Origin of the sequence: Caulobacter sp., assembly GCF_035254145.1 — a bacterium.
Lineage (GTDB): Bacteria > Pseudomonadota > Alphaproteobacteria > Caulobacterales > Caulobacteraceae > Caulobacter.
In genome coordinates this window covers 1-19,991 of the sequence record NZ_DATFAV010000100.1, presented here as the reverse complement: position 1 = coordinate 19,991, position 19,991 = coordinate 1, and the positions used below count along the sequence as shown (strand labels likewise).

22 protein-coding genes are annotated in these 19,991 nt (G+C 68.2%); 10 read left to right on the top strand and 12 right to left on the bottom strand.

Going from position 1 to position 19,991, the window contains the following annotated elements:
• Positions 1–119: 119 nt before the first annotated feature.
• The 3 genes from tatC to tatA all read right to left on the bottom strand — a co-directional run bounded on the left by tatC (position 120) and on the right by tatA (position 1,896).
• On the bottom strand, positions 120–1,010 hold the full coding sequence (gene tatC, locus VJ655_RS05750; RefSeq protein WP_324110108.1) for a twin-arginine translocase subunit TatC: 891 nt from the start codon (positions 1,008–1,010) through the stop codon (positions 120–122).
• Positions 1,007–1,588 (bottom strand): Sec-independent protein translocase protein TatB, encoded by a 582-nt coding sequence (tatB, locus tag VJ655_RS05745; RefSeq protein WP_324110107.1) that lies wholly within the window; start codon positions 1,586–1,588, stop codon positions 1,007–1,009. The genes tatC and tatB overlap by 4 nt, the downstream gene beginning before the upstream one ends.
• A gap of 83 nt (positions 1,589–1,671) precedes the next feature.
• Positions 1,672–1,896 carry a twin-arginine translocase TatA/TatE family subunit gene (tatA, locus tag VJ655_RS05740; protein WP_047404445.1) on the bottom strand — a complete coding sequence of 75 codons (225 nt, stop codon included), beginning with the start codon at positions 1,894–1,896 and terminating at the stop codon, positions 1,672–1,674.
• A 270-nt stretch (positions 1,897–2,166) separates the two neighbouring features.
• Here tatA and VJ655_RS05735 point away from each other — a divergent pair, with 270 nt between their 5' ends.
• Positions 2,167–2,481, top strand: a complete 315-nt coding sequence (locus tag VJ655_RS05735; RefSeq protein ID WP_324110106.1) for a hypothetical protein — start codon at positions 2,167–2,169, stop codon at positions 2,479–2,481.
• A gap of 80 nt (positions 2,482–2,561) precedes the next feature.
• Here the strand turns inward: VJ655_RS05735 and scpB are convergent, their stop codons facing one another.
• From scpB to VJ655_RS05710, 5 genes are all read right to left on the bottom strand, one after another.
• Entirely contained in the window at positions 2,562–3,236 is a 675-nt protein-coding gene (scpB, locus tag VJ655_RS05730) for an SMC-Scp complex subunit ScpB (protein ID WP_324110105.1), read from the bottom strand.
• Entirely contained in the window at positions 3,233–4,057 is an 825-nt protein-coding gene (locus VJ655_RS05725) for a ScpA family protein (protein ID WP_324110104.1), read from the bottom strand. The genes scpB and VJ655_RS05725 overlap by 4 nt, the downstream gene beginning before the upstream one ends.
• On the bottom strand, positions 4,054–5,091 hold the full coding sequence (nagZ, locus tag VJ655_RS05720) for a beta-N-acetylhexosaminidase (RefSeq protein ID WP_324110103.1): 1,038 nt from the start codon (positions 5,089–5,091) through the stop codon (positions 4,054–4,056). Before nagZ ends, VJ655_RS05725 begins: the two co-directional genes overlap by 4 nt.
• Entirely contained in the window at positions 5,088–5,906 is an 819-nt protein-coding gene (locus VJ655_RS05715; RefSeq protein WP_324110102.1) for an SPOR domain-containing protein, read from the bottom strand. The genes nagZ and VJ655_RS05715 overlap by 4 nt, the downstream gene beginning before the upstream one ends.
• Positions 5,907–6,069: 163 nt before the next feature.
• Positions 6,070–7,254 (bottom strand): deoxyguanosinetriphosphate triphosphohydrolase, encoded by a 1,185-nt coding sequence (locus tag VJ655_RS05710; protein ID WP_324110101.1) that lies wholly within the window; start codon positions 7,252–7,254, stop codon positions 6,070–6,072.
• An 87-nt stretch (positions 7,255–7,341) separates the two neighbouring features.
• Here VJ655_RS05710 and erpA point away from each other — a divergent pair, with 87 nt between their 5' ends.
• From erpA to VJ655_RS05690, 4 genes are all read left to right on the top strand, one after another.
• Positions 7,342–7,674, top strand: coding sequence for an iron-sulfur cluster insertion protein ErpA (gene erpA / locus VJ655_RS05705; RefSeq protein WP_324110100.1), 333 nt, complete (start codon positions 7,342–7,344; stop codon positions 7,672–7,674).
• 60 nt (positions 7,675–7,734) lie between these two features.
• Positions 7,735–8,673: an alpha/beta hydrolase gene (locus tag VJ655_RS05700; RefSeq protein WP_324110099.1), complete on the top strand. Its 939-nt coding sequence runs from the start codon at positions 7,735–7,737 to the stop codon at positions 8,671–8,673.
• Positions 8,674–8,736: 63 nt separating this feature from the next.
• Entirely contained in the window at positions 8,737–9,525 is a 789-nt protein-coding gene (gene xth / locus VJ655_RS05695) for an exodeoxyribonuclease III (protein ID WP_324110098.1), read from the top strand.
• A gap of 54 nt (positions 9,526–9,579) precedes the next feature.
• Entirely contained in the window at positions 9,580–10,449 is an 870-nt protein-coding gene (locus tag VJ655_RS05690) for a hypothetical protein (protein ID WP_324110097.1), read from the top strand.
• A gap of 40 nt (positions 10,450–10,489) precedes the next feature.
• On the opposite strand, the gene VJ655_RS05685 is transcribed toward VJ655_RS05690, so the two are convergent.
• Entirely contained in the window at positions 10,490–11,128 is a 639-nt protein-coding gene (locus VJ655_RS05685) for a LysE family translocator (RefSeq protein ID WP_324110096.1), read from the bottom strand.
• Positions 11,129–11,170: 42 nt separating this feature from the next.
• The gene (locus VJ655_RS05680) at positions 11,171–12,103 is read right to left on the bottom strand and encodes a Gfo/Idh/MocA family oxidoreductase (RefSeq protein WP_324110095.1); all 933 of its coding nucleotides are present in this window, start codon (positions 12,101–12,103) and stop codon (positions 11,171–11,173) included.
• 115 nt (positions 12,104–12,218) lie between these two features.
• Between VJ655_RS05680 and VJ655_RS05675 the strand changes: the two genes are divergently transcribed.
• Positions 12,219–13,244, top strand: coding sequence for an NADP-dependent oxidoreductase (locus VJ655_RS05675; RefSeq protein WP_324110094.1), 1,026 nt, complete (start codon positions 12,219–12,221; stop codon positions 13,242–13,244).
• Between the two features lie 63 nt (positions 13,245–13,307).
• Here the strand turns inward: VJ655_RS05675 and VJ655_RS05670 are convergent, their stop codons facing one another.
• Positions 13,308–13,658, bottom strand: a complete 351-nt coding sequence (locus VJ655_RS05670) for a copper-binding protein (protein WP_324110092.1) — start codon at positions 13,656–13,658, stop codon at positions 13,308–13,310.
• 282 nt (positions 13,659–13,940) lie between these two features.
• On the opposite strand from VJ655_RS05670, the gene mdoH reads away from it, so the two are divergent.
• Together mdoH and VJ655_RS05660 are read left to right on the top strand one after the other, a co-directional pair.
• A complete protein-coding gene (gene mdoH, locus VJ655_RS05665; protein WP_324110091.1) occupies positions 13,941–15,935 on the top strand; it encodes a glucans biosynthesis glucosyltransferase MdoH in 1,995 nt (664 codons plus the stop codon).
• Positions 15,936–16,023: 88 nt separating this feature from the next.
• Positions 16,024–16,920 carry a cobalamin biosynthesis protein CbiG gene (locus tag VJ655_RS05660; RefSeq protein ID WP_324110090.1) on the top strand — a complete coding sequence of 299 codons (897 nt, stop codon included), beginning with the start codon at positions 16,024–16,026 and terminating at the stop codon, positions 16,918–16,920.
• Positions 16,921–17,008: 88 nt separating this feature from the next.
• Here the strand turns inward: VJ655_RS05660 and VJ655_RS05655 are convergent, their stop codons facing one another.
• The gene (locus tag VJ655_RS05655; RefSeq protein WP_324110089.1) at positions 17,009–18,436 is read right to left on the bottom strand and encodes an MATE family efflux transporter; all 1,428 of its coding nucleotides are present in this window, start codon (positions 18,434–18,436) and stop codon (positions 17,009–17,011) included.
• Positions 18,437–18,583: 147 nt separating this feature from the next.
• Between VJ655_RS05655 and VJ655_RS05650 the strand changes: the two genes are divergently transcribed.
• Together VJ655_RS05650 and VJ655_RS05645 are read left to right on the top strand one after the other, a co-directional pair.
• Positions 18,584–19,588: an SDR family oxidoreductase gene (locus VJ655_RS05650; RefSeq protein WP_324110088.1), complete on the top strand. Its 1,005-nt coding sequence runs from the start codon at positions 18,584–18,586 to the stop codon at positions 19,586–19,588.
• A 74-nt stretch (positions 19,589–19,662) separates the two neighbouring features.
• Positions 19,663–19,991, top strand: a 329-nt coding sequence (locus VJ655_RS05645; RefSeq protein ID WP_324110087.1) for a VOC family protein, incomplete at its 3' end; no start/stop codon positions are given.

The window sequence follows — 19,991 nt, the reverse complement described above, 5'->3', positions numbered from 1 at the left end:
CGCGTTCGGGCGGGTTAGCCGCCCACACCTAACCCTAACGCGCTCTAGGGCTTCACTCGCGTTTTTTGAGTGTCGGAAGAGGCCTCGCGGCTCAAGTCGCGGGGCCTTTTTCGCGCCTGTCAGACCAGGTCGTCGGCTTCCTCGTCCTCGCGCTTGCGGCGGCGTTCGATCAGCCACACGCACCAGATCGAGATTTCGTAGAGCAGGCACAGCGGCACAGCCAGGGTGATCTGGCTGATCGGGTCCGGCGGCGTGACGATGGCGGCCACCACGAAGACGGCGACGATCGCATAGCGGCGGCCCGCCCGCAGCATCTTGGAGTCGACGAGCCCCGCCAGGCCGCCCAGCGACAGCACCACCGGCAGCTGGAAGCTGAGGCCGAAGGCCAGCAGCAGGGTCGTGACGAGGGTCAGATACTCCGACACCCGAGTCTGCAGCACGACCTTCACGCCCTCGCCGACGATCTGCTGGGACAGCGAGAACCACAGCACGAACGGCAGCATTACGTAGTAGACCAGCGACGCGCCCATCAGAAACAGCACTGGCGAGGCGATCAGGAACGGCAGGAACGCGTTGCGCTCCTTCTTGTAAAGGCCCGGCGCGACGAAACGGTACAGCTGCCAGGCGATGATCGGGAAGGCCAGGATGATGGCCCCGAACGCCGCCAGCTTGATGTTGGTGAAGAACTGCTCCAGCGGCGCGGTGGCCTGCAGGGTGATGTCGGCCAGCGACGCGGCCGGAACCTTCTTGATGCCCACCAGGGCCAGCAGCAGGTCGAACGAGCCGTGGTGACCGCCGGCGTCCTGCACCGCCTTGAGGCCCTCGGCCACGGTGAACGGGCGGACCAGGAACAGGAAGATCGGCTTCACGAAGGCGAAGCAGACGCCGAACGCCACCGCGATCGCGGCGACGCAGATGATCAGGCGGGTGCGCAGCTCGATCAGGTGGTCCAGCAGCGGCGCGCGCGAGGCTTCGATCTCGTCCTCGTATCCCAGGGCTTTGTCGTTCACGAGACGGCGTCCGAAGCTTTGGCGCCGGCCTTGGCCGCGCGCTTACGCGGCGTGACGCCCGCCTTGGCCGTAGCCACCTTTGTCTTAGCGGCTTTTGTCGTCGGGACGGACTTGCGAGCGGGCTTGGCCGGTTCGGCCTGGGCCGCTTTCTTGCGCGTCCCGCGCTTGGGCTTTTCGACGATCTCGACGGCTGGAGGCGGCAGGATCGAATTGTCGGTGGCGGGGGCCGAACCATGGACGTCGCCGCCCGCATAGGGATGCATCTGGGTCGCGCCGCTGGTGAGCGAAGCGTCGATGTCGGCGAACACCTGATCGACGCCGGCGGCGTCGGTGGCGGCTTGGACCGGGTTGGAGAACTGCCCGGCGCGCATGGCCTGCACCTCACGGCGCAGTTCGTCGAGCTCGGACTGTCGCGCCATTTCGTCGAAGCTGGCGCGGAATTCCGACGCCATGCCTCGCATCTTGCCAACGAACTGGCCGAGCTTTCGCAGCAGCGCTGGCAGGTCCTTGGGACCGACCACGATCAGTGCGACGGCGGCGATGACAAGAAGTTCTGTGCCGCCGATATCAGGAAGCATGGACGCGCCCTAGAGCGGCGGAGCCGAAGGCCCCCCGCGAGGTTGGATCACGCGCGGAGTCTTCCCCCCGCGCGCCTTCAATCTTACGACTTGCGAAGCTCTTCGGCCTCGGCCTCGGTGCGCGGCAGCGCGCCCTTGGCCTTGTTGTCGGCGACTTCGCTGCTGGTGTCGTCCTTCAGGCCGTCCTTGAACGCCCGGATGCCTTTGGCCGCGTCGCCCATGATGCCCGACAGCTTGCCGCGACCGCCGAACAGAAGCAGCACCACGACGGCGACGATGATCCAGTGGATAGGACCGAGACTTCCCATAACCGAGACTCCTTGCGACAGCGCCAGATAGCCGCTGCGACGCGTCGTTACAACATGCCCGAGAATATAGGCGCTTGCGGGGCCGCCGACCATCGTTCGCGCGCGAGGCGCCGACAAGGCCAGGGATGGACCAGGCGCGGCAAGTTCTGCTCGGTCAACTTGACCTGGCGATCAAGCCCTTGCGCCACAAGCCTTTGAAAAGTCGAGCTTCGGGAAGCTGGCGCAATTCTTGCCAAGATGTCGCACCCCTTCAGTCCGGGAGCGCGTCACATGTCGATTTCCTCGATCGGTTCTTCCTCGGTCTACGCCGGCGCCTATGGCGGCGTCAGCGCCTCAAGCGCTCCGCCGGTCGGCGAGACCTCGGCCAAGGACGAGTTCCTGAAGTTCCAGGCCATGACGCCGGCCCAGAAGATGCGGGCCATGATGCTGGCAAAGCTGGGCGTCACCGAGGAGCAGCTCAAGGCCATGTCGCCGGAAGATCGCAAGAAGATCGAGGACAAGCTCAAGGACATGGTCAAGCAGCAGGTCCAGAACGATCCCGAGACGAAGGGTCAGAAGGGCCTGGTGGCGGATATCCTGGCGTAGGTCGGTGAAGTTCACCCAACCTCGCCCCTCAAACACCGCTCGCGGATGAGGGCAGACCGCGCTGTTTGCTGAAAATCAGCCTAACCGTCCGCCTTCTCCGGCTCGCCCAGGAAGTCCTGGGCGAATTCGGGCGTCTCGCCTTCGTCGAGGTCCAGCGGATCCTCGTCCTCACCGGCGCGCAGGCCCAGCGGATCCGGCACGTTGAAGCCCGGCGGCAAGTTCATTTCCAACAGACCCGCCGCCTTCATCTCGGCGATGCCCGGCAAATCGCCCAGATTCGCCAGGCCGTAGTGCTCCAGGAAAGCGTCGGTGGTCCCAAACGTCACGGGACGGCCGGGCGTGCGCCGCCGACCGCGCATGCGGATCAATCCCAGTTCCAGTAAGACATCCAGCGTGCCTCGACTGGCCTGGACACCCCGCACGGCTTCGATTTCGGCCCGGGTGACGGGCTGATGATAGGCGACAATGGCCAGGGTCTCCTGGGCGGCCTTGGACAGGCGGCGCGGCTCCTCGCGCTCCTCGGTCATCAGGAACGCCAGGTCCTGGGCGGTCTGGAAGCGCCAGCGCCCGGCCACGCAGACCAGTTCGATCCCCCTGCCCGCGTACCGGTTCTGCAGCGCCGCGATGGCGGCCGCGATATCCGCCCCTTCCGGTAGGCGCTTGGCCAGGTCGACGTCGCTGAGCGGCTCGGCCGCCGCGAACAGCAGCGCCTCGATGCAGCGCTCGACGAACAGGGGTTCCAGTTCGGTGGTCATTCGACGACTTCCAGCGGTTCAGCCCGCGTCCTGAGATAGATGTCCTCGAACGCCGCCATTTGGCGCGCCTCCAGCACACCCTCCTTCACCAGCTCCAGCGAAGCCGACAGGGTCGAGGCCAGGTAGGAAGCGGGCGTGGGGCCGTCATCCTCCTCCAGCACGCGGTCAATGGGCGCGATGGACGACAGGACCGTCCAGTCCTCCATCTTCGGCAGCAGGCTGCGCAGCCGGTCGCGGGCGTCCTCCAGCGGATAGGCGGTCGGCGGGCGCGGCGCGTAGTGGCGGCTGTGCTCACGCTTCCTCTGCTCGATATAGGCGCTCATCAGGCCGTAGAGGTCCCCCTCCAGCCGGGTCGAGGAAACGATCTTCACCGCCTCGGGGTCGCCGCGCATGAAGACGTCGCGGCCCAGGATCGGACGGTCCTTCAAGGCCTCCACGGCCTTGCGCATGACGTCGAGCTTGGCCAGGCGGAAAGCCAGCTGGGCGGCCATCTCCTCGGCCGGCGGCTCCTCGGCCTTGGCCTGTTCGGGCTTGGGCAGCAGCAGACGGGATTTCAGATAGGCCAGCCAGGCGGCCATCACCAGATAGTCCGCCGCCAGGGCGAAGCGCACGCGACGCGCCTGCTGCACGAAGGCCAGGTACTGCTCGGCCAGGCGCGTGATCGACAGCTGCAGCAAGTCGACCTTTTGACTGCGCGCGAGCGCCAAAAGGACGTGCAGCGGGCCTTCGTAACCGTCGATGTCGATGACGAGCGCGGCGCCGTCCTCGGCCGCCTCGTTGGCGGCCTCGAAGTCGAATGTGGGCTGGAAGCCCGTGCTCAAGCGTACCTTCCGTCGAAGGCCGCATCGAAGCGGGCGCGGGCTTCGGCGACGTCGAAAGGTTCGGGGACCTTGACCAGGCGACTCATGACCGCCTGGGCGCGGCGACGCGCCTCCTTCGACATCCGGCCGACGCCGGACATCACGGCCTTCATCTCGGCCATGTCGCCATTGCAGTGCAGGACGACGTCGCAACCGGCCGACAGGCTGTCCTTGGCGCGTTGCTTGAAATCGCCCGACAGCGCCTTCATCGACAAATCATCGCTCATCAACAGGCCGTCGAAGCCGATCGACTCGCGAATGATCTTCTTGATGGCCTTCTTGGAGGTCGTGGCCGGGTTCTTGCGGTCGATGGCCGTGTAGACGACGTGGGCCGTCATCGCCATCGGCATGTCGGACAGCACCCGGAACGGCGCGAAGTCGCGCGCGTCCAGCTCGGCCAGCTTGGCCTTGACCACCGGCAGCTCCAGGTGGCTGTCGGCCATGGCGCGACCATGGCCAGGGATGTGCTTGATGATCGGCAGGACGCCGCCGGCCAGCAGGCCCTCGGCGGCCGCGCGGCCCAGGGTGGCCACCTGTTCGGGCGTGTCGCCATAGGCGCGGTCGCCGATGATCTCGTGGCCTTGCGGGTCGGGCACGTCCAGCACCGGCACGCAGTCGACGTTGACGCCCAGCGAATGGAGATCGTGGGCGATCAGCCGCGCGCCCAGGCGGGTGATCTCGCGGGCGACCAGCGGGTCGTTGGCGACCAGCTCGCCATAGGCTCGGCCGGGCGGATAGATCCGCCAGTGCGGCGGCTGCAGGCGGGCGACGCGACCGCCCTCCTGGTCGATCAGGATCGGCGCGTCGGGCCGCCCGACCGTCTCGCGCAGGGCGGCGGTCAGGGCGCGAACCTGGTTGGGGTCGGCGATGTTGCGCTTGAACAGGATGAAGCCCCAAGGCTTCACGTCCCTGAAAAAGGCGACCTCCTCGGCCGTCAGCGTGGTCCCGGCGCAGCCGAGGATGGCGGCGGAAGAGGCGCCCATCAGCAGGCTCATTTGACGAAGCAGGACTTGCCCGAGGCGGAGATCGCCTCGCAGAAGGCCTTGGCGGCCTCGCGGCTCGGGAAGCCGGTGACCGAGGTGCGGTAGAGGGTCACGCCGTTCTTGTCGACGGCCTCGACCTTCTTGCCCTTGCCAGCGGCCAGGCCGGGGGCCAGGCGCACGGCGTCGGTCCAGGCCTTGTCGGCCAGGGCGGGCGAAGACAGGGCGCCGATCTGCACCGAGGCGGGGCCAGTGGCCGTCGCCACGGGCTTGGGCGCGGCGGCGGTCGGAGCCGGCGCGGCGGCGACGGGCTTGGCGGGCGTCACGGCGGCCGTCTGGACCGGTTTCGGCGCGGGTTTGGGCGCGACGGCGGCGGTGGCCAGGGACTCGATCGTCGGCGCGGCCGGAGCGGCGGCGGCCGGCGCGGGCTTGGCCGGCGGCAGGGCCGCGGTCTGGACGGGCGCGGTGTTCAGCGGAACGGCCGGACGCGCCTGCGGCGCCTCGGGCGGCGCGGCGAAGGTGGCCGACGGCTGGGCGTCGTCGCTGTGGTAGATCTGGAGGCCCGCGGCCGGATCCTGGGGCTGGCTGCCGGCCGGCGGCGGCGTCTTCATCTCGCCCACCTCGGCGCCGACGGCGCGCGGCGGCTCGTTGGGGCCGCGGATGCCGCCGCGATAGATCATGATCACCGCCACCACGAGCGTCACCAGCACCACGGCGCTGATGATCAGGGTCATGGGCAGCGGCCGCGCCCCGCGCACGGGCTGACGCGCGTCGAACGACAGGGGGGCGTCGGTGGGCGGCGTATAGGCCCCGCGGTGCGGATCGGACATCTTAGGCTAAGCTCCAAAAACTCGGGGCGCGGATCGAACGCTCGAATCGGACGCGCGCGACCCTAGGTTACCCAACACCGCACCGTCTCAGAAGCGCCCGCCCCGCACAGGTAGCGGATCAAGCGCTGCTCGCCTCCCCGCCTGGGGCTTGACCTGGAGAGGCCTAGTTCCAGACGTCGAGGTGGAACAACTTGCGGTGCTCTTCTATCGCGAAACGGTCGGTCATGCCCGCGATGTAGTCGCACACCACGCGCGCCCTGCCCGCTTCGTCGCGGTTCTGCGACTTGGCGAACCAGTAGGTCGGCAGGACCTCTGGCTCCTTGAGGAATAGCGCGAACATTTCGCCGAGAATACGGCGCGCCTGGCTGCGCGTGCGATTGACCCGCCAGTGACGGTACATGCGCTCGTAGAGGAACGACCGAAGGCGGGCCAGGTCCTCGGCCATGTCGGGCGAGAAGGCCACCAGGGCGTGGTCCAGCCTCCGCACGTCGTCGGCCGACTGGACGCCGCTGGCCGCGGCGCGCTGCAGAGTCTCGCCCATCACGTCGTCGACCATGGCGCCGATCATCCGGCGCACGGCCTCCAGATGGGTCAGGCGCGCGTCGAGATCCGGACGCTCGCTCTTCACCGCGAACAGGATCGGGCCGATCAGCGGCACGTCCATCAGTTCGTCCAGCGTGAACAGGCCGGCGGTCACGCCATCGTCGACGTCGTGGTTGTTGTAGGCGATGTCGTCGGCCAACGCCGCGACCTGCGCCTCCGCCGAGGCCCAACTGTCCAGGCCCAGCTCGTACTCGTTGTCGTACTTGGAGATCGCCTTCCAGGACGGCTTGCCCAGCTTGTTGGTCACCGGGCCGTTGTGCTTGATGATCCCTTCCAGGGTCTCCCAGGTCAGGTTCAGGCCCAGGAAGTCCGGATAGCGATGCTCCAGCTCGGTCACGACCCGGAACGTCTGGACGTTGTGGTCGAAGCCGCCGTAGTCGCGCATCTGGATCTCGAGCTCGTCCTCGCCAGCGTGGCCGAAGGGCGGATGGCCCAGGTCGTGGCCCAGGGCGATGGTCTCGGCGAGATCGCTGTCCAGGCCAAGCGCCGTGGCCAGCGAGCGCGCCACCTGCGCCACCTCCAGCGAATGGGTCAGGCGGGTGCGGAAATTGTCGCCCTCGTGCGCCACGAAGACCTGGGTCTTCTCCTTCAGGCGGCGGAAGGCCGAGGTATGGATGATGCGGTCGCGATCACGGGCGAACGGGGTGCGGGTGCGGCTCTCTTCTTCCTTGAAGCGGCGCCCCTTCGACTTGAACGGATCTTCGGCATAGGGCGCGCGGGGGACGAAGTACGGGGCCTGGGACATAGAACGCCTTTATCGCGTTGGACCGTTTGGCCCTTCCGTTAGGGCCGCGACATCCTCATATAGGCCGAGAATGACTTTTCCACAGCCATGACCCAAACAGACTTAACGCTTTCCGAAAACGCCGCTCGACGGATCAAGGCCATCGCCGCCAGCGAGGGCCGCCCCCTCATGCTCCGTGTGGCCGTCGACGGCGGCGGTTGCTCGGGCTTCCAATACCGGTTCGACTTGGTCGACACGGTCGAGGCCGACGACCTGAAGGTCGAGCGCGACGACGCCGTGGCTCTGGTGGACGTGGTCTCCCTGGCCCTGCTCAAGGGCTCCGAGATCGACTTCGTCGACGAACTGGCCGGCGCGGAGTTTCGGGTGCGCAATCCCAACGCCAAATCCAGCTGCGGCTGCGGGGTCAGCTTCTCAATCTAGAGTTTCGTCGATAGAAGACGACGAGACGCCGCGTCGTCGCTGGCTTCGGGGAACCTCGTCATGCTCGCCATCGCCTTCGCCGCCGCCCTGGCCGCGACCCCCGCCGCTCCGCCGGTCGAGACCTTCGTCGAAATCCCCGGACCGCTGAAAGGCACGCAGTTAGCGCCCGCCGCCGGCGCCAAGGCGCCGGTAGCGGTCATCCTGCCAGGCTCGGGACCTACCGATCGCGACGGGAACAGCCCCCTGGGCGTCAAGGGCGCGATCTATCGCCAGCTGGCCGAGGGTCTGGCCGCCAGGGGCGTGACCACGGTGCGGATCGATAAGCGGGGCCAGTTCGCCAGCGGCGCGGCCGCCACCGACGGCAACAGGGTGTTCATCGCCGACCTGGCCGCCGACGCCAACGCCTGGGCCGCCGATCTCAAGAAGCGCACGGGCGCGCCCTGCGTCTGGCTGATCGGCCATAGCGAAGGCGCCCTGGTCGCCGAGGTCGCCGGCCAGACCGGTCAGGATCTCTGCGGTCTGGTGCTGGTCTCGGCGGCTGGCGAGAAGTTCGGCGACATTCTGCGCCGCCAGCTCAAGGCCGGCCTGCCGCCCGGAGCGCTCCTCGACCAGACCCTGGACAACGTCGCCGCGCTCGAAGCCGGCCGCGACGTCGACGCCTCGGCCATGCCGCCCGGCCTGCAGATGCTGTTCGCGCCGCAGGTGCAGCCATTCCTGAAAGCCACCTTCGCCTACGACCCGACGCAGTTGCTGAAGGCCTACAAGGGCCCGGTGCTGATCGTGCAGGGCAAGACCGACATCCAGGTCCCGACGGACAGCGCCGAACGCTTGAAGGCCACCCAGCCCGACGCGACCCTCGTGGAACTGGAGGGCGTCAATCACGTGCTCAAGTCGGCTCCAGCGGACCGCGCCGCCAATGTCGCCACCTATTCGGACCCGTCCCTGCCCCTGGCGCCCGCGGTCCCCGAGGCGATCGCCGCATTCATCAAGACCCACTGATCGCCGCGGCTTGAGCCCATCCGCCGGGGACCCTAGCTTCCAGGCTCAAGTCTGGAGTCCTCGATGCGCATCGCCACCTGGAACGTCAATTCGATCAACGCCCGCCTGGACGGCGTGCTGGCGTGGTTCGAAGCCGAGAATCCCGACGTCGCCGTGCTGCAGGAGATCAAGTGCCTCGACGAGAAGTTCCCGACCGAGGCCTTCGAGCGGCTCGGCTACAACGTCGTCGTCCACGGCCAGAAGACCTATAACGGCGTGGCCTTGCTCTCGAAGTTTCCGGTCGAGGACGTCCGCAAGGGCCTTCCCGTCCTGTCCGAAGACGAGGTCGACGAGCAGTCCCGCTACATCGAGGCGGTGATCAGCGCGCCGGTCCCGTTCCGCGTGGTCGGCATCTACCTGCCCAACGGCAATCCGATCGGCACCGAGAAATTCGACTACAAGCTGGCCTGGATGCGCCGGCTGCACGCCCACGCCAAGGCGCTGCTGGCGTTCGAGGAGCCCATGGTCATCCTCGGCGACTACAACGTCATCCCCGAGACCCAGGACGTGGCCAACCCCGAAGCCTGGCTCGGCGACGCCCTTTTCCAACCCGAGAGCCGGGCCGCGTTCCGGGCCCTGAAGAACCTTGGCCTCGCCGACGCCTACATGCAGGCCGACGGCGCGCCGGGCGGCTACACGTTCTGGGACTACCAGGCCGGCGCGTGGCAGCGGAACCTGGGCATCCGGATCGACCATCTTCTGTTGTCGCCCCAGGCGGCGGACAAGCTGGACGGTGTGGTCATCCACCGCGATGAGCGCGACAAGGAAAAGCCTTCCGACCACGTTCCGGTCGTCGGCCACTTCCGTCTTTGACGGTCGGTCAAGGCCCTCTGGGCGAGAATCGGGACTCTCGCTAGCCTGCCTTCCATGAGCGAACTCGCGCGTTTTTTGCTGTTCGTGGCCATCGCCGGTACGGCGGTGACGTTCATGGGCAGCCTGGCCATCTGGTACGGCGATGAGGACCGGCGCATCCGCCGGGCCTTGCGCCATGTGTTGAAGAGCGAGCCGGAAGGCGTCGTCGTCGCGCGCGGACGGGGGCGCGGCGCGGGATTCTCGTTCTCCACCAACCTTTTGGCCGTCGCGTGGGACCGGGGGGCCTGGTGTCTGGTCTATCGCCTGGACGAGCTGATGGGCGCTGAACTGCTGGTCGACAACCAGGTGATGGGCCGGGTGTTCCGGGGCGAGGGCCGACGGGCCATCGATCATGTCGCGCCCCAGGCCGACACGGTCACCTTGCGGCTGATCTTCGACGACCCGCGCCATCCCGACTTCGCGCTCGAGCTCTGGGCGCCGGGCGACGAACAGCGGCGCGAGAGCCGCTCGCCGGCCGAACTGGTGCAGGAGGCCAACCGTTGGCTGGCGCGGTGCGAGGCGATCGTCCGACGCCCCCTGCCCCCGCGTCCCGAACGCGCCGCGCCCTCCGTCGCGGCGGCCCAGACGCCGGCCCAGACGCCGCCGCCAAGCAGGACCTTCGTCGCGCCGATCTTCGAAGACGAGCTGGAGGAAGATATCGCTCCTCCTCCCCCGGCGCGCCGCGTTGACGACGCGCCAAGACCCGTCCCCGCCACGGCTCCCCACCAGGCCGAGCCCGACATGTTCGACGATCCGCCGTGGGAGGACGAGCCGTCCGCGCCGCCGCCGACGCCGGCGCCGGCGCCGAGCTACAAGCCCGTCTCGAAAGCCCGTCGCGAGCCGCCCAGCGACCAGGACGAACTGCCCTTCGACCTCGACGACTAGAGCATTCTTCGGCCCGATAGCCGTTTCATCCGGGAATGCTCTAGCGACGCGTCTCCAAGGCGATCCAAACCGCGGTGGCCATCAGGGCGACCGCGAAAAGCCGCCGGGCGCGAACGCTGCCGCCGACACGCACGACGCGGCGCGCCAACCCGTCCGACGACAGGACGATGGCGCCGTGTATGGCGACGCTGACCAGGATGTGCGCCCCGCCCAGGATAAGCGCCTGGGCCAAGGGCGAGGCGTGGCCGGGCTGGATGAAGCCGGGCAACAGGGTCACGTAGAACAGCGCGGCTTTCGGATTGAGCAGGTTGGCCAGCAAGCCCTTGCGGAACAGCGCCCAGTCGGTGGTCGCCACCGGCGCGGCCTCGCCGTTTTCGCCGCCGCGCCAGGCCTCGACGGCCAGCCAAGCGATATAGGCCACGCCGGCCCAGCGCAGCAGCGCGTACAGGTGACGATTGACCCGCAGGATCTCGGTCACCCCGGCGACCGAGGCCAGCATGTAGGCCAGGAGCCCGCAGGTGATCCCCGCCACTGTCACCAGGCCGGCGCGCCGGCCCTCCACCGCCGACAAGCCCGCCAGGTAGCCCATGTTCGGACCAGGGGTCAGCTCGATCAGGACGATCGCCACCAGGAAGGGAACGAGCGTCGCGGGATCGACGGGCCAGGCCTCGTGCGGCAAAATTCCCTCCAGTCCGGATCGGCCAAGCCAGCCGTCGCGAGCCTAGCCCTCGACCGCCTGCTCCACCGCCAGCGCCAGGTCCAGGGCCCGGGCGGCCTCGGCGCCGGTCACCACCGGCCGGGGCGCTTCGCCACGCACGGCCGCCAGGAAGCCGGCGACCGACAGGCCCAGCGGATCCTTGCCGGCCGGGGTCTCGGTGAAGTTCTCGATCAGCGGAAACGGCGTGGTGTTGCGGAAGGTTCGAGCCAGGAAATCGATCTCGACCTCGCCCGAAGGGTAGACGACCTTCATCGTCCGCTCGCGGGCCTCGGCGACGCGGGAGCTGTCGAACACGGCCGTGAAGCCGTTGTCGAAGGTGGCCTCGGCCTTGACCCAGTCCAAGTGAGGATTGGCGAGGGAGGTCGAGCGGGTGATGGCCCCCTCGCCTTCCACCGCCACCGGCTCGCCATCGCAGAGCGCCAGGGCCAGGTCGATGTCGTGAATCATCAGGTCCAGCACCACGGAGACGTCGAGGTTGCGATCCGAGGGCGTGCCCCGCCGCACGGCCTCCAGGCGCAGCGGCTGCTCGGGAATGTCCAGTAGGCCCATGGCCTGGAACACCACCCGCTCCTGATGGCCGCAGGCCAGCGGCACGCCGGCCCTGGCGGCGGCGGAGACCATCTTGTCGGCGTCGTCCGGCGTCACGGCCAGGGGCTTTTCGGAATAGACCGGCTTGCCCGCTTTCAGCGCCGCCAGGGCCGCGCCGGCGTGATGAACGGCGGGCGTCGCGACGGTGACCACGTCGACCGCGGCCAGGAAGGCGTCCATGTCGTCGAAGGCCTGGGCGCCGAGCGGCTCGGCCAGGGCCTTGGCCCGCGCGAGATCGATGTCGAACACGCCGACCAGCGTCACATCCGCCAATTCGGCGTATTTCTTGGCATGATAGCCGCCGAACACCCCGGCGCCGACGACGCCCGCTTTCAAGGTCTTGGTCATGGGCGCTGTCTACTCCGCTTCGTGACGGCATAGAAGCACTGGAGCCTTCCGTAAGGACGCGCTAAACATCCGTTTAAATTAACAACGCTCGCCAGAGAGCAGCCGGAGGAAACCCATGACCACCTCGCGTGAAATCCGTCTGAAGAGCCGTCCCGTGGGGCTTCCCAAGGCCTCGGACTTCGAACTGGCCAGCGTCGACCTGCCCGCCCCCGGCCCGGGGGAGGTCCAGGTGAAGAACCTGTGGATGTCGGTCGACCCCTACATGCGCGGCCGCATGTACGACCGCCCCAGCTACGTTCCGCCGTTCCAGATCGGCCAGGCGCTGCAGGGCGGCGCGATCGGTGAAATCATCGCCTCGAACGACCCCGACTTTAAGCCCGGCGATATCGTCAGCTCGATGTTCGGTTGGCGCGAGGCCTTCAACGCCCATCCCAAATCGCTGGCCGCCGCCGGCATGGGCGCGATCACCAAGCTCGACACTCACGGCATCCCGCCACAAGCGTTCCTGGGCGTGGCCGGCATGCCGGGCTTGACGGCCTATGTCGGCCTTCTGCGCATCGCGGCGCTGAAGGAAGGCGATGTCGTCTTCGTCTCGGCCGCCGCGGGGGCCGTGGGTTCGGTCGTCTGCCAGATCGCCAAGCTCAAGGGCCACACCGTGATCGGCTCGGTCGGCGGTCCGGAGAAGGTGGCGTTCCTGAAGTCGATCGGCGTCGACCACGTCATCGACTACAAGGCCACGCCCGACGTGGTCGCCGAGCTGGCCAAGGTCGCGCCCAAGGGCATCGACGTCTATTTCGAGAACGTCGGCGGCGTGCACCTCGAGGCGGCCATCAACTCGGCCCGCCCATTCGCCCGTTTCGCCCTGTGCGGGATGATCTCGCAGTACAACGAGACCAGCAAACCCGAGGGCCCGTCCAACATCATCCTGGCCGTGGGCAAGAGCCTGCGCCTGGAGGGCTTCATCGTCTCCAACCACTACGACCTGTTCCCGCAGTTCGCCAAGGACATGGCCGAGTGGATCAAGGCCGGGAAGATCACCTGGAAGGAGACCGTCGAGGAAGGCGTCGAGCGCGCCCCGGACGCGTTCCTGAAGCTGTTCTCGGGCGAGAACCTGGGCAAGATGCTGGTGAAGCTGGCCTAGACGCCCTGCTCCGCCAAATCCACCGTCATCCCGCGACGTGTTCGCGGGATGGCGGCTTTGAGATCAGGGCCGCGCTTCCAGCCTGGACACTTCCAGGCCGCTTGGCGTCTTCTTGAACTGGAACTTCACGCGCGCGCCGGGCGTGATCGGCGCTTCCGCCAGCACATCGGCGTAGACCTTGAATCGGTCGCGGCCGGGCTTGAGACCCGCCGCGCTCGCGCCGTCGTGATCGAGCGTGAGAATCTGGCCGTCCAACCCGGAAATCACCCCTTGAGCCTCGTAGGCTGGCAGCGCTTCCGTCGACGCGACAGCTTCAACGACGCCGGGAGTTGACCGCGGCGTCTGCGACGCTTCACCGCATGCGACCAGCCCCAGGATACCGGCGAAAACCAGGAAATTCCGATAATTCATCATCTTACCGAAATTCCCCCAAAAGGCGAGCGCCGCTCGCGCGGCACGCTGTCGACGTATTTTCTCGCAACTGCGAAACGCGCGTGATTTCTGGTAGCGAACTTGTGATCGAAGTTTTACTCTAGATCTCACCGGCGGCTCTCCACGCCGGTTCGACTGTCACGGTTCCGTCATCAAGCGCCACCCCGGTTCCCTAGCGGACCCACGGAGGCGCGGAAAGAGGAACCGGCGGCGAAATGCGCGGAGAGAGCCCGGTCCGCCGGAAAAAGTCCGAGATCTGACGATATGAGCGATCGCTCCGCCCTCTTCGACGTGCGCACCTCCACGAGCGTGTCTCTCGATCAGGTCGTTCAGCGGCGGGACACCGTCGAGGTCCCGGCCGAGGCGCCGCTGGCCATGCCCGTGCAGCCTCTGGGCTTCTGGCAAGGCGGTCCGCGCCGCGCCGCGGCGCTGGCCTCCAACATGACCCTGCGTCGCTGGATCATCGCTCTGGCGACGGTCGTGATGGGGGTCGCCGGCTGGAAGGCCACCTTCGACACGGTCGCCCTGGGCGGCGTGACCCGGCTGGAAGCCATCGTTCTGGTCCTGCTGGCCCCGCTCTTCCTGGCGCTGTCGCTGTGGTTCTGCACCGCCGTCGCCGGTTTCGTGATCCTGCTGGGCAAGCCCAAGGATCCGCTGGGCATCGACGGCGAAGCGCCCATGCCCAAGCTGCACACCCGCACCGCCGTCCTGATGCCGGTGCACAACGAGGACGCCGCCGCCGTCTTCGCCCGCCTGCGCGCCATGGACGCCTCGCTGGCCGACACCGGCATGAGCCGCCAGTTCGACATCTTCGTGCTCAGCGACACGCGCGACGCCCAGGTGGCCCTGGCCGAGCAGGCCTGTTTCGCCCGCTTCCGCCGCGAGGCCCACAGCAACGTCTATTACCGGGTCCGCAAGGAAAACACGGGCCGCAAGGCCGGCAATATCGCCGATTGGGTCAGCCGCTGGGGCGGCGCCTACGAGCACATGCTGGTGCTGGACGCCGACAGCCTGATGACCGGCGAGGCCATGGTCCGCCTGGCCGACGCCATGGAGCGTCACCCGGGCGCGGGCCTGATCCAGACCATGCCGATGATCATCAACGGCCAGACGATCTTCGCCCGCACCCTGCAGTTCGCCACGCGCCTCTACGGCCGCGTCGCCTGGACGGGCCTGGCCTGGTGGTCGGGCACGGAGAGCTCCTTCTGGGGCCACAACGCCATCGTCCGCACCCGGGCCTTCGCCGAGACCTGCGGCCTGCCGCAACTGGCCGGTCCCAAGCCCTTTGGCGGCGAGGTCATGAGCCACGACGCCCTGGAAAGCGCCCTGCTGCGCCGCGGCGGCTGGAGCGTCCACCTGGCGCCCTATCTGGAAGGCTCCTACGAGGAGAGCCCCTCCAACCTGCTGGACTTCGCCACCCGCGACCGTCGCTGGTGCCGGGGCAACGTCCAGCACGTGCCGCTGACCGCCCTGCCCGGCCTGCACTGGATGAGCCGCCTGCACCTCGTCATCGGCGTGCTGAGCTACGCCCTGTCACCGCTATGGTTCATCGCCTTGACGGCCGGGATCACCTCGCGCGCCCTGATGCCCGAGTTGAAGAAGGCGGCCTTCACCATGGCCGACCTGCAGGCCGCCGCCCACGCCCTGATCGACTGGCGCGAGATCCAGGCCACCGCCTGGGCCATGATCATCACCTTCGTGCTGCTGTTCGGCCCGAAGATCCTCGGCGCGATCCTCGTCTTCAACCGCAAGGCCGACGTGAAGGGCTTCGGCGGCAAGCGCCGCATCGTCGCCGGCCTGGCCGTCGAGATGCTGCTTTCGGCCCTCGTGGCGCCGATGCTGATGTTCACCCAGACCCGCGCCATCGTCGAGATCCTGGCCGGCAAGGTCGGCGGCTGGGCCACTCAGCGCCGTGACGCCGACAAGGTCAGCTTCAAGGAGGCCTCGGCCGCCATGGGCTGGATCAGCGCCGCTGGCCTGGTCCTGGGCGGGATCTTCTGGTTCACGCCGGACCTGTTCACCTCGACCGCCCCGATCCTGTTGGGCCTGGTCCTGGCCGTACCGCTGACCATGCTGGGCGCCCACAAGGCCGCCGGCCTGAAGCTGAAGACCAACGGCCTGTTCATGACCCCGGAAGAGCGCCGTCCGCCGGCCATCGTCCGCGCCGCCCTTGGCCCGTCCTGCGAGCCGCCGATCCGCTGGTTCGCCCGCAACGGCCGCCCGATCGGCCCGACGACCAAGATCCGCGACGCGGCCTGATAACCGCCTCTCCCCTGCTTTCCCGGCTGGCCCCAGGGCCGCCGGGGGAGTAGAAGCGCGCTTCGTTCAACCCTAGCGGAGCGTCGCCGTGTCGCGCCTGTTCAGCGCCTATGTCATCGTGGACTGGAGCGCCGCGGCCAAGCCGAGCACGGGCGCGGATTCCATCTGGATCGGCGTGCTCAAGCGCGACGTGCGCTTCCGGCTGACCTTCGAGAGCTATAATCCCGCGACCCGCGCCGAGGCCGAGATCCGGCTGGCGGCGATCCTCGAGGACCTCAAGAAGCGCGGCGAGCGCGCGCTGGTCGGCTTTGATTTCCCGCTGGGCTTCCCGCGCGGCCTGGCCAAGGCCCTGGCCCTGCCGGGCGAAACGCCCTGGCGCGCGGTCTGGGACCAGCTGGCCAAGATGGTCAAGGACAAGGCCGACAACACCAACAACCGCTTCGGTGTCGGCTCGGAGATCAACCGCCGCCTGACCGGCGGCCCCTTCCCGTTCTGGGGCTGCCCGCCCAAGGACGCCCTGACGACCCTGCAACCCAAGCGCACCCGCGAGCACGGGCCAGACGACCTGCCCGAGTTCCGCTACGCCGACGAGGCTGCGAAAGGCGCGCACTCGATCTGGAAGCTCTACTACAACGGCTCGGTCGGCGGTCAGGCGATCGTCGGCGTCCCGGCCGTGCGGCGCCTGAAGGACGCGCGCGGCGAGGCCGTCCACGTCTGGCCGTTCGAGACCGGCTTCAAGGCCTTGACCGAGGCTGACCTCGAAGGCGTCGCGGTCGTGGCGGCCGAGGTCTATCCCTCGATGATCAAAGGCGTCCCCGCCGCCGGCGAGGTCAAGGACCTGACCCAGGTGCGCGGCCTGGCCGAGCACTTCGCCAAGCTCGACGAGACCGGCAAGCTGGCCGCCGCCTTCGCCGCCCCCAAGGGCCTTTCCGAAGAGGCGCTGGCCGCGGCGGAGACGGAAGAAGGCTGGATCCTGGGGGTCTGATCCCTTCTCCCTCCGCGGGAAAAGGCAGTTCGCGAAGACGAGACGGATGAGGGGCCAAAGCCCTATCCGACGCGCCTTGCGCAACCCCTCATCCGGCGGCCGCGCCGCCACCTTCTCCCGCAAGGGGAGAAGGCGAGACGCGGCGATCCTTCAAGTCCAGGATCCTGAACCGCGCCAATAGGAAGCCGGCCGACAGGAAGCTGGTGACGATGATCGCGATCACCACGCCGTTCAGGCCCATCCCCTTCGGAATGGCCAGCCACCAGGCCAGCGGGCCCATGACCAGGGCGTAGCTGATCAGGTGGGTGATGGTGGGAACCCACACCTCGCCCCGCGCCCTCAGCGCCTGGGCGGTCACCACCTGCACCGCGTCCGGGGCCAGGAAGAAGCAGGTCAGGACCAGCGCCGGCGCGATCAGGGTCAGCGCCGCGGGGTCGGTCGTATAGGCCATGGCGACCCAGCCCTTCAGCGGGAACAGCAGTAGGGCCGCGAGCACGCCGACCGCCCCGGTGACCGCGAAGGCGATCCAGCCGGCCCGGGTCATGCCCGCCGGGTCGCGCGCGCCGTAGGCCCGCCCGACCTGCACCGCCGTGGCCGTCGAAATGCCCAGCGGGATCATGAAGATGATCGCCGCGACGTTCAGCACCGCCGCATAGGCGGCCACGGTCAGGTCGCCGATCCAGCCGCAGATCAGGTTCATGCCGGCGAAGGCCGAGACCTCGAAGAAGTTCGACGCGCCCGCGCCATAGCCGATCCGGCGCTGTTCGATCTCGGCGGCGCGGTTGGGCTTGGGCTTGTCGAAGACGCCCAGCACGCGAGCGTCCTTCATGCGCAGCACATAGACGCCCAAGACGATCGTCAGGAAGGTTCGCGCCACGAAGGTCGACCAGGCCGCGCCCGTCGCGCCCATCGCCGGCAGGCCGAAGAGTCCGGGCACCAGCAGCAGGTTGACCGCCAGGTTGACGCCGTTGGCCAGCCACATGGCGATGGCCGCGAATCCCGGTCGCGCCAGGCCTTCCAGCCAGAAGCTCAGCACGACCGACAGGGCGTAGACCGGCAACGACAGTGAAAAGACGATCAGAGGATGGGTCGCGCCGTCGGCGAGCCCGTCCTTGAGACCCAGGCTATGCAGGAACAGCGGCCCCAGCGCGGCCAGCACCGCCGCGCCGCCGAACCCGATCCAGGCGCCATAGACCAGGCCTCTGCGCAGCACCGCGCCGGTGTCATGCGGCTTGCCCGCCCCGATGGCCCGCGCGGTCATCACCTGCACCCCGACCAGCAGGCCGATCGACATGGTGATCAGCACCGACGACGGCGCCCAGGCCATGGCGTGGAAGCCCAGCTGCCGGGCGGAGAAGTGGCCCACCACGATGGCGTCGGTCAGGCCCATGACCATGATGCCCAGGCGCGACAGGATCACCGGCCCCGCCAGGCGGAGCAGTTCGATCAGATCGGTCAAGATGAGGCCGCGCGGCTGCTCCGGAGGGAGCGTCGTTCCGGCCGCGTCGCGTGGCATGGTCGTCACCCCAGAACACCAAAAAGAAGGGGGGTCAAAGAAGGCGCGCAAGGTGGCTCATGCCCGTTTTGCGGGCAACCGCTTTCGGTCACGGTTGGAACATCGCTCGCCGCCAGTGGTTTTCCGGGCTCACCCCAGGAGGCTCCCATGGCCGAGATCCAAACGCCCGAATTCGAGACAGCCGGCGATCGCGCCGCCGAGGCTGAACGCGCCATCCAGGCGCCGCTGGACGCCAAGGAGGAGCGCTCGTTCAAGCCCAAGGAAGAGCGGGCCGAAGCGATGCAGGCCGGCGCGCGCCGCTATCCCGCGCCGCCCTTCCCCGAACAGCACCAAGCCAAGCCCGGAGAAGAACACCGGCTGGCCCCCGCGCCCATGTATGACGCGCCGTTCTACAAGGGCTCGGGCAAGCTGGAGGGCATGGCCGCCCTAATCACCGGCGCCGACAGCGGCATCGGCCGCGCCGTGGCGGTGCTGTTCGCCCGCGAAGGCGCGGACGTCGCCATCGCCTATCTGAACGAAGATCGCGACGCCGAGGAGACCCGCCTGGCGGTCGAGCTGGAAGGCCGCCGCGCGATCCTGCTGCCCGGCGACGTCGCCGATCCCGCCTACGCCCAGGCCGCCGTCGAGAAGACCGTGCAAGCGTTCGGTCGGCTGGACGTCCTGGTCAACAACGCCGCGTTCCAGGAACACGTCACGACCTTCGAGGACCTGACCGAGGAGCACTTCGACCGCACGCTGAAGACCAACCTCTACGGCTATTTCCACATGGCCAAGGCGGCGGTGAAGCACCTGCCCAGGGGCGGCTCGATCATCAATACCGGCTCGGTCACCGGCCTGCTCGGCAACAAGGACCTGCTGGACTATTCGATGACCAAGGGCGGCATCCACGCCTTCACCCGGTCGCTGGCGACCCATCTGGTCGAGAAGGGGATCCGGGTGAACGCGGTGGCGCCAGGTCCCGTCTGGACGCCGCTGAACCCGGCCGACAAGCTCGCGCCCCAAGTCGCGGAGTTCGGCGGCAAGACGCCAATGAAGCGCCCGGCCCAGCCCGAGGAGATCGCGCCCGCCTACGTATTCCTCGCCTCACCCCAGACCTCCAGCTACATCACCGGCGAGATCCTGCCGATCATCGGCGGCTACAGCGGCGGCTGACCCCGGCGCGCTCGATCACGGTGGTATGACAAATCGACCGGCGTGCTATGGCTTGGCTTCCCAAGGAGTCGCCCATGGCCCGCCGCGTCGCCCTCGTCTCTCTGCTGGTCGCCGACTACGACGAGGCGATCGCCTTCTATGTCGGCAAGCTGGGGTTCACCCTGGTCGAGGACACCGACATGGGCGGCGGCAAGCGCTGGGTGATCGTTTCGCCTGGCTCCGACGGGACCGACTTCCTGTTGGCCAGGGCCTCGGGCGAGCAGGCTGACGCCATCGGTCGCCAGGGCGGCGGTCGCGTCTGGCTGTTCCTGCACACCGACGACTTCGCCGGCGACCACGCGCGCATGAGCGCGGCCGGCGTCAGGTTCCTGGAAGCGCCCCGACACGAGGCCTATGGCGTGGT